We start from the raw sequence: 12,725 nt of genomic DNA on the forward strand, positions 1-12,725 counted from the left end.
AGATATCGGATGAAAGGAAAATTAAAAGTCCCACGTCCGGTGAGTGAAAAACAAAAAACCGGGGTAGTAGAAGAATTCAAAAAAAACTGTCATCTCTAATTAAAAGCAGTATCAGTCAGAGTGAGAGCTTTTTAAAGCAGTGGAAAAAAGTGCGATATTGGAGTTCTGATGAAAGTCGGATGGGGCTGCATACTATTCAAAGAAGAAAGTTAACAGGTTACGGAATAAAACCGCAAGGAAAAGTGCAATGGGACTTTACTTATTTGTGGCTTTATGGGGCAGTTGAACCGCTCACTGGAGCCAGCTTTTTTTATGAATTTACACATTTAGATACAGTGTGCTTCGAGAAATTTTTAGAGCTATTTGCCAGTGAGTATCCGGAGGATTTACATATAATTCAAGTAGATAATGGAGGATTTCATAACTCTTTAAATCTCAGCATACCAGAAAATGTTATTTTACTGTTTCAACCCGCATACAGTCCGGAAGTAAACCCCATAGAAAGACTGTGGGGATACGTAAAAGAACAATTGAAATGGCTGAGATTTGACAAAATAGAAGAGTTGAGAGCAGCGGTGCAAAAAGAGTTAAATAAGTTGACGTTGGAAGTTATTGCTTCTTTGACGGGATGGAAATTTATTTTAGAGGCTATATCTGTAGCAGAACTTTAGGAAATTGGTATTATGGAATCCTTCCGTCCGCTTTTTAGTAATTCTTGCCGATACCAAAGAAGATAAAAACTCAGTGTTTAGTTGACGTTTTTATTGAAGCATTTGAAATAGGAAAAAGCGACAACGAACGAATTCCCTTGTTGGAAAATCCTCTCTGAAGTCAGTCTTTCGATGCTGTAAACGGCACATGAAGCCTACAAAGTCGCGTAACTGAGGTAATACCCTCTGTCTGCATTTCAAGCATTGTTTCTGGCTACGCTGACCGACGCTAGAGCGGTATGTCTGGACAATCGCATTGGCAATGAAGAGGTGGATAAAGAAGCAGAGTTTATGTTGCTGGACTTGCGCTCGACTCCGCTCCAGGCATTTGGCAATTCTGCCACACCTGCAACCCTATTGGAAGAACTGGCCGATCGTGTCTTTAGTTTAATAATCATGGGTGATGATCGAGCCGTTCGTGCAACCTAAAGCAAAGCTGATTAAACTTCTGATATGTTGCATCATTATCAATAATTTGTAGGGGCCGGTTCCCCAAGGATCGCCCGGGCTGCAAATAGGTTAAATAAATCCACCGAACCCCGCGAAAAATCCCGTGATTGACATTTCTGCAAGATATCAGGGGGATAGAACTTGAGATAAGTGATTCAAACCTAGCAGTGGGCTCTCGCCTGAGCCGGCTCAGGCTGCTGAATGATGAAACCGCAGCGACATAAAAATGAACCGAATCACGAAAATGCCCGCCACGATCCAAGTTCCCCCAGATACTTCCTTAGCTCTACCTTGGCAGGTTTTCACAATCGGATAGGCAATAAATCCGATCGACAGTCCTTCCGCGATCGAATACGTTAATGGAGTCAGGAAAATCGTTAGAAACGCTGGAATCACTTCCGACATATCATCCCAGGGAATTTCTTTCACCTCAGCTAACATCATCGCGCCCACAATCACCAGCGTCGGCGTCGTTGCAAAAGCCGGAATCGCTTTAAACACCGGAATGAAAAATACCGACAGCGCAAATAATCCTGCCACAACTAAAGCGGTAAATCCAGTTCTACCACCTTCGGCAACACCTGCGACCGATTCAACATAAGCCGTCACGCTCGACGTACCGAATATCGGACCGATTGTGTTGCCAATAGCATCTGCCATCAGTGCTTTATTGGCACGCGGCAGCTCGCCCGAAGGTCCGATATAACCAGCCCGCATTCCGACACCCGTTAACGTCCCGATGGTGTCAAAAATATCAACAAACAGAAACACAAATAGCACTGCAATCCAGTCAATAAAATTCTCGGAGTTCAGATTAGCAATTCCCAGAAATGCTTGACCAAAAATGTCTTTTGGCAGTGACGGCAGCGCAAAAAATCCTTGAGGTGGAGGTGAAACCTTGAACAGCCAAGCCCAAATAGCAGTTCCAAAAATTCCAAATAGTAACGCACCTCTGACGCGCCGCACCACCAATCCGGCTGTAATCGCTAAACCCGCCACAGCCAGTAGCGTGTTCGGTTCTGCTAAGCTGCCAAACGCCGTTTTTGTCGCTGGATTTGCCACAATCAATCCGGCCCCCCCATTAACAACATCTCCTGACATCCCGATGTAGGCAATAAACAAGCCAATCCCACCTGCGGTTGCGTGCTTGAGCGACTTGGGAATTGCCGCGATCAATAACTTACGTACATCTGTCAACGTCAGAAGCATAAAAATTAATCCCTGAACAAACACGCATGACAGCGCCAACCGCCAATCGATTTTCAGTCCGATTACAACTGAAAAAGCAAAAAAGGCATTCGTTCCCATTCCAGGCGCGAGCCCGAACGGGTAGTTTGCTAAAATTGCCATGCAGAAGGTTCCAACTGCCGACGCCACAGCGGTTGCTACAGCCAATTGCGAAAACAAATCTCCAGGCTGTTGTAAAAAAATTGCGTTTGACAGAATAATCGGATTGACGACTAAGATGTATCCCATCGTCATGAATGTGGTGATACCCGCGAGCGTTTCTGTTCTGAAATTGGTTCTGTAAAAATCAAACTGAAAGAACTCTGCCAGTGCTGCTTGCCAACCTGTGTAGGAGTGCTTTGGTGGAATTGGTTCTTGAAATTCTAAATCAGCGCTCATGGTTTGGATCTGCTCCATTTAATTGAGATAGGAGTTAGGCGGTAAACGATCGATCCGTGACTTCAGGCGAGAACGCGATCGGATACCAAAACAGCGCAAGGGCTTTCCAATCAGTTCCACTAAAGGTACAGTTTCGAGGCAATACAAACGCAGAATTGCACGAGCGTGTGTAGTGTGCATAATCCTGTATGCGAAATACCGCTGAAGCTTAAGATATTAGAAAGCTTACTTCTGTACAATTTACTACATACCTCACCTGTCACTAAGTCGCCGAGTAGAGTAGAACAAAATCTTTCAAATCAGGGCGGGGCCTATGGTCAAGCCTCGTCAAGCTGATTCAACCTTGAAAGGGATTGATGAGTATTATCGCTATTACAGAAATTTTGAAATTAATACTACAATCTTTAATTAGCTTTAGCTTGAGATAACAGTGTCTAAAAGTTTTTCCGCTTCCACAATTATCTACAAGCTCGGCTCGATTAAGAGTGTTAATGAATTTTTATTTAACTCCTTTGTCTTATTCAATAAATGAGAGGGAATTCTTATTCCCTTCTGCCCCTTAGTGACAGAAAAACAGAAAAGAGGCAGATATTGAAATCCCATTCGAGAATCTGCAAATGCTACGGAAATCGTAGCTTGCGGGGCGGTACGTTATCGGGACACGCGGAGTCCAAAGCATTACCGAAGCAGTCACCCCTGAGTGAAAAAGTTAGCCAAGTTTGCCCCGAAGCCGGAGTTGGCAACACCGACGATATTCCCGCTGGTAGAGAACTTACCGACGGTTCTCCCCGGTCAGCGCTACGGTCACAGAATCGAAGGCAAGACGATCGCCGAAACCTGGATAAAAATCATCCACCGCATCAAAACCACAGGCGTGTTGCGGCCGACAGGATATGACGGACAGGTGCAAGAACTAATCGATCTGATGGCAGTTGTGACCGATGAGCCGCCAGAGTTCTACTTTCTAGAGTCCAATTATTTGCCGATCGATCGCCCGTTTCTGGAAGACTACATCCCGCAGATTCTGGAAGATGCCCCATACCACGAGGGAATCAAGTACACCTACGGTCAACGGATGCGGTCATGGTTTGGGCGTGACCAAATAGAACAAGTCATCGCCAAACTCATCAACGAGATTGACGCTGCCAGCGCCGTTATCAACCTCTGGGATTCTAGCGGCAACTTCAGCAGACGCGCTGACGGTAGCTCCGACCATCAGCACAGTGGTAGCCCATGCCTCAATCACATCTGGGTGCGCGTGGTGGGCGGGGAACTCTCACTGACTGCTACGCTGCGGAGTAATGATATGTTTGCGGCGTGGTCGGCGAACGCGATGGGGTTGCGGGCGCTGCAACCGTACATCCGAGATGTGATCGCCCAACGCTCTGATTGCGATTTGACGATGGGCCCGTTGGTGACGCTATCCCAGTCCGCCCACTTGTATGACGATACTTTCGAGACTGCCGATCGGGTCATCGGTACTCACTACGATCGCCTCTGCAACAGTCGGGACTATTTCGACCCTGCCGGTAACTTCGTAATCGAACTCGTCACTGATGAGGATGATGAAAAGATTTTGGTAACTCAAATTCCGGGCAGTGGAAAAGCCGTTAGCTACTACTCGGGACGAAGCGCTCTGAAGTTAGTCCGAGAAATCTCTGCTGCGTCGCCTGCCATCCAAACCGAGCATATCGGTTATCTCGGAGTAGAATTACAAAAAGCTGCTCAGTGCTTGAAAACTCAAACCATCTATACCCAAGATTTATGATGCCTTTTTCCTTGAGTGGCAAACCCGGCGAAGCTCTGCCAATTCACGGAAGTGTGACTATGACAGAGCCTAAGTCCTTTAATGCTAATTTGAATTCTACAAGTCGTCCCTTCAATCCATTGGAGGGATCGATTCCTAGTTCAAACCAGTCCCAGACAATTGAATTTGAAGCACAATTAAAAGCTGGCGGCATCAACCTTCATTAATTTTCCAAGTTTGCTTCTGACTGGCATCCCGGTTCCGAACAAGGATGCGTTTTTGTATCTAAAAACTCTCGCTTTGCTTTTTAGTGAGTGAGATGTGAGTGTCATGTAGTTGCTATCTGATTAGTATGCGATTGTAGCTTAGGATTGAGCTATTAAAGTTTGTTACTTTCTCAGCAACAGAAATAATTTACAGTTCGTGTTTTTAAAAGAAGCTAAAGGCGAATGAGACGAATACGGTTTTTGGGCATTCGTTGAAGATTTGCGGTAACTCTGGGACTTTTTCCGTCGCAAACGGCTAGCATGAAATCGGCTTCTTCACTCATGGCAATATCGGGAGCGGGGTATTGACCGACATTGACGATCGGGTATCCAAACGTGAGATTACTGCCAGTTTCGGAAACCGTGACTTTGGGATATTCAAGAATATACAAAAATCCTAAAGTTAGCTGGTCAAACCCTCTATAATTGCTAATCAAAATTTCTGCATTTAGTTGAGTGACTTTGAATATTCGCATCACGATTTCCGGAGTAAAATCCTGAAGATTTTCTGTTCCTGTGAAAAACACTTTCATTTAGGGTATAATTCGTTGGTATTTTCAGTTAAATAATTGACTGTTACAAGCGCGATGTAACAGTCACTGTTTCTGGGAAATTTTAGATTCTTTTGAGAAGCATAGCAATACGATCGTATCTATCAGAATAGCAACCGCTGTCAAAAATTCCAAAGTGCTTGTGAGAATAGTTGATCCCGAGTACCGAGATAACGCAGTAGTGGCGGTAGTACGGAAATAATATTGAACCTAAATATGGCTCAATATATTCCGTCTCAAACAAAACTTTTGCCGTCAGCTTTTCATATTGTTGTTGGCTGTTTTGTCCCAAAAGTTTTAAATTCTGAGTGTGCATAGTCAAGCGGTAACTAAAAAACTGCCACTCTACAGCGAAGCATTAACCCCGACCGCGACTGTAATAATTCAATTGTTTCACTTCGGTGAGTTGGTCGATCGACCACATCTGAGCTAAAATTTTGCCAATTTCCTCATAAGTTTCCGCAGAATTAGGACGCTCACAGCCCTGGGTTTTGTCTACAATAGAACAGGTGTTGCGGTAGTAGCGAAATAGTCTTTCTAGCTCTGGCGCAATATTCAGTCTATCCCAACATAATCGCTTAGATAATCTCAGTGCTGGTCGATCGTATGGAAGAGCTGAAGGATGTATCAAAGAATAAGAGGAAAGTTCCGAGCCTGAATTGTCAATTTTCTTGAGGTAGGGTAGTGACATATAAGTGTTCCAAAAAGTCACGACCCGACAGCGAAGCATATTCATGTAATGGATGCAGCCTGGGAAGCTGCACCCAAACTAAAATCTTTAAGCATCAATCAGGGTAGCGTCCATATTTGGCATAGAACTTTTCTTGGTTTTCTAAGTGGTTTTTCTGTATGATTGCGAAATGATTATTGGCATTGTCAAGAGCTTCTTGTTCGGTATCACCGCAGCACCCATTTATTGCATCTGGTGGATAATCTGGAAATCCTTCTAAATCGCCTTCTTCAATCCAGTAAGCAATAAACAAGTTTCGCTCGTACAAAAGACCATCAGACGGGCGGGTTTCTCGAACTTTAATTTCGGGTCTATTTTGCTGAGTCATGACTGTTTTAGTGTTAAAAATCACTACCACATCGCGTAGCGCCCTTGCCAAAGTGTGAATGCAGGTTCAGACTAAAAACCTGCACCCAAAGCTCAATCTAGAAAACTGGATGTTGTCGCCATCTCAGTTCTTCAGGGAATTCATTAACATCTGTATGGTCTTTGACTTTGACTTGGAAAGTGGTCATAGCAACGCCGTCGATGTACATCCGAGAATCGATCGGATTAGACCCAAGCTGTTTGACACTGACCGCAACACCAGCCATTTGACATTGCTGGACGATCGATCGCAACCAATCTAGGTGACACGGACGCGCATCGCTAGCTTTCTGAGCTGACTCTCCGCCACAGACAATCCAATCCACCATCGGTTTTCCAATTTGATGATCGCCTCGAAACTCGCAGGTCTGGCAGCCGACACAGATGCCAAGGTACTTGCGGAGGTCAACGCGCTCCAATAACGGCTCACAGCTAATGAACCGGATGTGGGCTGCTGTATCTCTTAAATCAAGGATGCGATCGGCTACTTCCTGGTTCTCCACACTGGTGCCGATCCAGAGATTCTTGAGCGGAAATTCCAACTTCTCAAAGTAATCTTTCAATTGCTCCAGCGATCGCCAGAGTCGTTTGGGAATTTCGCCTTCCTTCCAGAAATATTTGGCTGCTTCATACAAACGATCTGCTGTTAATTCGTCTATGTAAGCTTTCACGGTTTCGGGTCGCTTGCTCAGAAACAGAAATTGGTGTTGGTTTGCGATCGCCATTACCGCAAACATCCGATCGAGCCATTCTCGTTTGACATTATCATGCCCTGGGTCACTCATTGATAAGAAGAAAAGTTGCGGGGTTTTCGACTTAAACGGTTTAGTTAGCTGTGAAGGAACAAAGGCAATTTTTCCGTTCCATTCCTTAACTTCTCGATACTGGGGAAATTGCTGTAATCGTGCCGACTTAGCGAGATTCGCTGCATAACAGTTTTTGCAGCCTGCACTGATTTTGGAGCATCCTACGATGGAATTCCATACATCCGTTGCCCAAGAAATCTTAGTTCCCATTGTTTTTGTTTTCCCTGTTTTAGTTACTTTTAGGTATCGCTCGAATGATTCTGACTCTGGCTTTAAAAAAAAGCTGGGGATTGCTCCCCAACTTTGACTAATTACCGATTACTTAACAGATTTGATTTGCTTGGAGGATGAAGCAACTTCGACAGGTTCGCTGGCTTCAGGCAAGGCTTGTGCTTCTGGAACTGGTGCAGAGCCAAGACACATTTGCTCGTTATCAACCAAACGCGGATCAACACAGTAAACAATTCCCTGTGATTGAGCCTCCATAATTTGACGTGCTGCTTTGAGGGCAGCTTCATCTAGAGCTCCATTGGGAGGACGAACACTGATTCCCACGTAGTAGTAAGCTCCGTAAGCTCGGCTCTCCGCTGGAGTCAACTCGAAGCGGAAAATGTTGTTGAAGTAGGATTCAGCAGCTTTCGATCGAGCATACTCGTCATAACTACCAGGCATTCCTTCAGCAACCCAGGTATTGAACACCTGTTTGCTGAAAGTCTCAATCAAGCTTTTCAACTTGTCCTGAGACTGACGATGAATCAGAAACGTGCTCAACTCACTACACTTTTCATGGAAGTAAGTTTTCATTTCTCCGCTCACGGGGATTCCCCAAATTTCAGTAAATTGTTCATTCACATAATTTGGTTCAAATGTCAGGATTCTTGAACCGATCGCACACACCGCCATCTCAACGAAATTCCCGCGAGCCAAGCCAGCTTTCTCAACTCGACTGGAATTCATTCCTTTCGTTTCTCCTGTTACGAACACACCAAATTCCCGGGAACAGTTTGCTCTGTAACGGCTAGGGATATTGGGAATGCGAAAAGCAAATCCGTTAATGATAATTGGATTTTCCATGATTTTAGGCTTCCGATTTGATTTAGGTTTCAGATTTGGTCTAGGTTTCGGTCAAATTTGTTGAGTTCCTTTGTTTTTCAACAAAAGAAACTCAACACTTCAAAGCGAAGCATTACTGGTTTATGTTTCTGATTTGGATTTTGTTTCTGATTCTGTTTCTGGTCTATGGCGAAAAGAATCACACTCCCCAAGCAAAGCATTACTAGGAATCGGGCGCTCGCGGCTGGGAATTAAACAACTATTTTAGCGTTTACTTTGAACGTAAATCGCTAAAATAGGGACTTTATGCTCAGTTCTCTTGAGTTCGATCGAACGCTGTTTTTCCAATTGTTGTAGGTATGGAGAAGTGAGAAACGATTGATGTTTTGCTTCTGCTTCTGCCACCAATTGCTTTAAGTCATCAATGTAACTTTGGCTGCGTTGGATTTCAGTGGCATTCGATCGACACAGACTTTCGTATTCGCGACTAATATCTTCATCCAATCGGGTAATACCAAGATTCTTGTCATCGTAGCGAGTTCGGAATTGGATAACGATTTTAGCGTTTTTGTCGTTGTAGACAATGTTTTTCTTAGACTTTTGAGACTCAAGAATCTCGAAAGCTTCCAGAACAGCATCAGGTTCGATCGCTTCAGCTTCAGCTTTTAAATTCTCGATTTGGTTACGGATTTCGGCAAGGCGTTTGAGATGTTCCATGTTACAATAAATTAGATGGTGAAAGAACAAGACTTTGGTCGATAATCTAAATCTTCTAGATTACCAACCAATTTTGTAGCTACCAGTTCAAAGCTTCTTGTGCTGCTTCTTGAGGAGTTCCCATGAACTCATCCTCAAGGTTAGAAGCATTTTGAGCTGGAGTTTGACGAGCAAGTTCTTCTTGAGCCATTGCTTCATGGAGACATTCTTGGTCGTATTCCTCCTCTGGGAACCAATAGCCATCAATTTCAGGCAAGTGTTTGTCAAAGTGTTTTGAGTTCTCCTTGAGAAACCATTCAGGCTGTTGTTCGATCGACTCAAGATGATTTTCAACCCATTTGAGAAAAGCAAATCTGACTTGCTGAGGTGTATAGGGAGCGCAATGATGAAAATCAATCGCGTACAATCGATCGACAATTTCATCCAGATTAATGAGTTTGGCGAGCGCTTCTTCTAGAATCCTGTCTGAAGGTTTCCAGGGAATTTGCGAATTCAAAAATTCTGTCGAATGGTCGCGAGGATTTTCTGGGAATTGCGCTACTTTAGATGTGGAAGAAGGTAGAATAGTCATGTTGTTACTTTTTAATGATTGTAAGAAACCACTACCCCACAGCGGAGCACCCCCGCTACTGTTTGGGTAGTGGTTTTTTTATTGGCTATTTATGAAACGTTTTTGTTTCTGTTTCTACCAGTCGATCGTTTCTGTTTCTGATGTTTCTGAAGATACGACGTCCGAAGCCGTCTGTATTTCTGGTTCAGGTTGAGAATTGGCAGCAAGAGAATTAAGGAGATAGAGAAGGGAGCCAGCAGCAACAGCGGTAAATTGAGTAGTTGTAGGAGCGCCATTGACGGTTTGCTGGATGAGGTAGGAATCTCCGATTCGGTCACAACTAATAATCTGTTGGCGATCGATCGCACTTTGGGCAAGTTTGGCAATTCGGTTGTGGATATGGCTAGTGACCTTTTTCTTCGACTTATTCTGCTTATTCGCGTTGTTCATGATTTTGATTTGACTTTGGTGAGATAGCCCCTTTTTAAGGGTGCTAGAACTTGGGAGAGTAACTAGAGGAGGCTTAATTGCTGATAGGCAGGTTCGATGACCTGGAAGCGGGATTCAGCCGGAATGTATTGATAAATGAGCAGATTGCGATCGCGAGCCATATTGAAAGTTGTTGCGGTTCCGCCACCAACTCCGTGGGGGTCGCCAGAGAAAACAGCCAAACAGATGTCCGATCGTTTCACCATCCACAAATTTCTGGCTTGCATAACCCCGGAACAGTATTCGTCGAACAAACAGACTCGTTTAGTTGCCTGTTCCAACAACTGCTTATAATGGAACTGCTGGCGCGGTGTCCACAATTTGTGCTGGTTACGGCAAGGAATTACCGCTGTCCACTTCAATTTGTGTCGAATTAGGATTTGAGCAGCCAGTTGATCGGTGCCAAGTGCCATTCCACAGAAAAAGTGCTGGACGCCTTGGTTGACTGCCATCATGATAAGTTTTTCGATTTCGGGAAGGTACAGGCTTGAAGTAATCCAGCGATGTCCAGTTATCATTGCCGTGTGGTATTCTTTACCAGCAAATGGTTCATCGAAATCGTATTGAGTCGATCGATGCAGACTTTCCTTAACTTGTTGAAGTAATGCAGTTGTTCTCATGATGATTGTTGATAAAAAATCAACAAGTCAAAGCGAAGCATTACTAGAAATTGGATTCAGAAAATGTAGATATTTTAACAAAACATCTACATTTAAAAAAAATCCCCAGCGAGGGCTGGAGGTTTTTTCTATTTACATTCTTTATCGCGGCGGATAGTATATTCGCCTTCATTACCAAAACTACCGCCTCGAACCAAGCAAAACTTCTTCAAACTCCACGGGTGGGTGAATGTGATTGTGCCATGTTGACCATAACTTCCACCAATTCCGCTATTAGTTTCTGATGCCCAACTAATCAAAGTAGCTTTATCAGCTCCACCTTTACCTGCTACTTTGGCATCAATTCCTCTAAATGTGGATTTGATAACAATTCCTTCAGGCATAGGCACGGGTTTTTCACAAACACCATCCAAACACTGTGCAATTGCTGGATTTATGCCACCATAAATTGCTACCGATCGAACTTGTCCATAGTTAACAATTGCATCATATCTCGATTGTTTTGAGGTCTGGTGCAATTGCAATAACGCTCCGGTTACTTTGGCATTAGCAACTACTCTTAATGTTGTGGGAATTGTGTAAGCTGAAAGCATAGAAATGATAGAAATTGAGGTGACTAAATCTACTAATTTCATGGTTTTTTTCTTATTTTTTGTTTACAAGCCAACAAACCTGGGTCACTTCCTCATCGCGAAGCGCCCTCGCCGACGACTCCCGGCACTCTTCTCTTGATTAAAAAAAAATCCCAGAACCTTAAAGGGTTCCGGGATTCCTTTCGATGTCAATGACTAGAACAATTCACTAACATCGAATTCATGTTCTTCGACATGACCGTTTTGACCGTTTTGAAGGCGATCGGCATAATTGCCACGTTGATTGTTGCTAATAGCTTGATTTTCCATCTTTGCCATAGCATTAGATTTCGCTTTCTTGGCATAGTAATTCGCTCTCATGTTGATTAATTCTCCTTCAGTAAATTCTAGACCTTTCACAAAATCTAATAATTCGGGATATGTCATGTTGTGGATATCATCTGCTTTCCACTCTTCTTCAAACATCTCGTAACCACCAAACTTTAATTTCTTGAGTTTGATTTCTTCTTTGTTGACCGAGCGATAATCTTCCCAAGCCAAAATCCGAAGTGCATCTAGCAAGATACTGCGTTTCTTACCAGTCTTTGAAGGGATGTTAATAGCCATGATTGTTACCTCTAAGTTATTGAATTGAACAGAAAGAGCTAAGAAAACTCTCCTTTCCTCATCGCGAAGCGCCCTCACCGACAAACTCCGATTACCAAGTCTGCGGATGTTAGATTGATTTAAGTTCGATCGATCCAGAAAAAGACATGGGGCAATTAAGTTTCCTTAATCGCCCCATTCCTTTACCACTTAATGGCTTGTTCCATCTGAGATGTAAATCCCTTGGCTCCATTTAATTGCCACAAAACTAAACTAAACCTTTCCTCACTTAAGATACGAGGTACAGAATGGCTAAATTTACAATTAAATTGGTTGATATCTCCATCTTCAAGCAAGTAAGTTTTGTCATCAACCACAAATTCCGCCCTGCCAATATTCAGAGATACAGCCATAGGTTTTGCATACCCATGATCTCTGTGAGATGCAATCAATCCACAACTGCCTCCCCTCTCTTGGCCATGATAAGTCAGCAAACCTACATCACTGCCTGGATAAATGCGTTGACAAAGGTTATAAAGTCTTTGGTCAAAATATCCAGGGGTTACTTGACCGTTGCCAAGATGGACTTTGTTAAACAACCAAAGCTCTAACCTTTTCTGTGTTAGGCTACTATGGCTATATTCCATCTCACCGACTAAACCCTTCAAATGTTGCTTAAATTCGTCAATGTTTGGGATTGTCTTCTTAATCTTTTCCACGATGTTAGGCTCCTACGACAGAAATTTGCTCATTTCCCTATCGCGAAGCGACCCTAACAGATAACTTCCTGGCTCTCAATCTAACGTTTGTTAAGGCAACAGATGTCTAGATGTTTAGATATTCACCAATGGAAAGAGAAATTTATC

At 43.6% G+C, this 12,725-nt stretch carries 16 protein-coding genes; 3 read left to right on the forward strand and 13 right to left on the reverse strand.

Going from position 1 to position 12,725, the window contains the following annotated elements; translation table 11 throughout:
• Positions 1 to 110: 110 nt before the first annotated feature.
• Positions 111 to 671 (forward strand): IS630 family transposase, encoded by a 561-nt coding sequence (locus QUB25_RS25615; RefSeq protein WP_333187628.1) that lies wholly within the window; start codon positions 111 to 113, stop codon positions 669 to 671.
• A 678-nt stretch (positions 672 to 1,349) separates the two neighbouring features.
• Here QUB25_RS25615 and QUB25_RS25620 read toward each other — a convergent pair.
• Positions 1,350 to 2,786 carry an NCS2 family permease gene (locus QUB25_RS25620; protein ID WP_333187545.1) on the reverse strand — a complete coding sequence of 479 codons (1,437 nt, stop codon included), beginning with the start codon at positions 2,784 to 2,786 and terminating at the stop codon, positions 1,350 to 1,352.
• A gap of 700 nt (positions 2,787 to 3,486) precedes the next feature.
• Here QUB25_RS25620 and QUB25_RS25625 point away from each other — a divergent pair.
• The gene (locus tag QUB25_RS25625; protein WP_333187548.1) at positions 3,487 to 4,554 is read left to right on the forward strand and encodes a thymidylate synthase; all 1,068 of its coding nucleotides are present in this window, start codon (positions 3,487 to 3,489) and stop codon (positions 4,552 to 4,554) included.
• A complete protein-coding gene (locus tag QUB25_RS25630; RefSeq protein WP_333187550.1) occupies positions 4,551 to 4,760 on the forward strand; it encodes a hypothetical protein in 210 nt (69 codons plus the stop codon). Before QUB25_RS25625 ends, QUB25_RS25630 begins: the two co-directional genes overlap by 4 nt.
• Before the next feature lie 212 nt (positions 4,761 to 4,972).
• Here QUB25_RS25630 and QUB25_RS25635 read toward each other — a convergent pair whose 3' ends face one another.
• The 12 genes from QUB25_RS25635 to QUB25_RS25690 form a co-directional block, all read right to left on the reverse strand.
• Positions 4,973 to 5,332 (reverse strand): hypothetical protein, encoded by a 360-nt coding sequence (locus tag QUB25_RS25635; protein ID WP_333187552.1) that lies wholly within the window; start codon positions 5,330 to 5,332, stop codon positions 4,973 to 4,975.
• Between the two features lie 376 nt (positions 5,333 to 5,708).
• Positions 5,709 to 6,041, reverse strand: coding sequence for a hypothetical protein (locus tag QUB25_RS25640; protein WP_333187554.1), 333 nt, complete (start codon positions 6,039 to 6,041; stop codon positions 5,709 to 5,711).
• A gap of 94 nt (positions 6,042 to 6,135) precedes the next feature.
• Positions 6,136 to 6,408 carry a hypothetical protein gene (locus QUB25_RS25645; RefSeq protein WP_333187556.1) on the reverse strand — a complete coding sequence of 91 codons (273 nt, stop codon included), beginning with the start codon at positions 6,406 to 6,408 and terminating at the stop codon, positions 6,136 to 6,138.
• 97 nt (positions 6,409 to 6,505) lie between these two features.
• Positions 6,506 to 7,462: a DUF5131 family protein gene (locus QUB25_RS25650; RefSeq protein ID WP_333187558.1), complete on the reverse strand. Its 957-nt coding sequence runs from the start codon at positions 7,460 to 7,462 to the stop codon at positions 6,506 to 6,508.
• 108 nt (positions 7,463 to 7,570) lie between these two features.
• Complete coding sequence (locus QUB25_RS25655; RefSeq protein WP_333187560.1) at positions 7,571 to 8,326, reverse strand: hypothetical protein; 756 nt, start codon at positions 8,324 to 8,326, stop codon at positions 7,571 to 7,573.
• 243 nt (positions 8,327 to 8,569) lie between these two features.
• Positions 8,570 to 9,022 (reverse strand): hypothetical protein, encoded by a 453-nt coding sequence (locus QUB25_RS25660; protein WP_333187562.1) that lies wholly within the window; start codon positions 9,020 to 9,022, stop codon positions 8,570 to 8,572.
• A 79-nt stretch (positions 9,023 to 9,101) separates the two neighbouring features.
• The gene (locus tag QUB25_RS25665; RefSeq protein WP_333187565.1) at positions 9,102 to 9,593 is read right to left on the reverse strand and encodes a hypothetical protein; all 492 of its coding nucleotides are present in this window, start codon (positions 9,591 to 9,593) and stop codon (positions 9,102 to 9,104) included.
• Between the two features lie 114 nt (positions 9,594 to 9,707).
• Positions 9,708 to 10,022: a hypothetical protein gene (locus QUB25_RS25670; RefSeq protein WP_333187568.1), complete on the reverse strand. Its 315-nt coding sequence runs from the start codon at positions 10,020 to 10,022 to the stop codon at positions 9,708 to 9,710.
• A gap of 62 nt (positions 10,023 to 10,084) precedes the next feature.
• Positions 10,085 to 10,681: an SLOG family protein gene (locus QUB25_RS25675; protein WP_333187572.1), complete on the reverse strand. Its 597-nt coding sequence runs from the start codon at positions 10,679 to 10,681 to the stop codon at positions 10,085 to 10,087.
• Positions 10,682 to 10,809: 128 nt separating this feature from the next.
• Positions 10,810 to 11,316: a hypothetical protein gene (locus tag QUB25_RS25680; protein WP_333187575.1), complete on the reverse strand. Its 507-nt coding sequence runs from the start codon at positions 11,314 to 11,316 to the stop codon at positions 10,810 to 10,812.
• 153 nt (positions 11,317 to 11,469) lie between these two features.
• Positions 11,470 to 11,880 (reverse strand): hypothetical protein, encoded by a 411-nt coding sequence (locus QUB25_RS25685; RefSeq protein WP_333187577.1) that lies wholly within the window; start codon positions 11,878 to 11,880, stop codon positions 11,470 to 11,472.
• Positions 11,881 to 12,062: 182 nt separating this feature from the next.
• Positions 12,063 to 12,578, reverse strand: a complete 516-nt coding sequence (locus tag QUB25_RS25690) for a hypothetical protein (RefSeq protein ID WP_333187584.1) — start codon at positions 12,576 to 12,578, stop codon at positions 12,063 to 12,065.
• Between the last annotated feature and the right edge of the window lie 147 nt (positions 12,579 to 12,725).

The organism is Microcoleus sp. B3-D7, from assembly GCF_036705305.1.
GTDB lineage: Bacteria > Cyanobacteriota > Cyanobacteriia > Cyanobacteriales > Microcoleaceae > Microcoleus.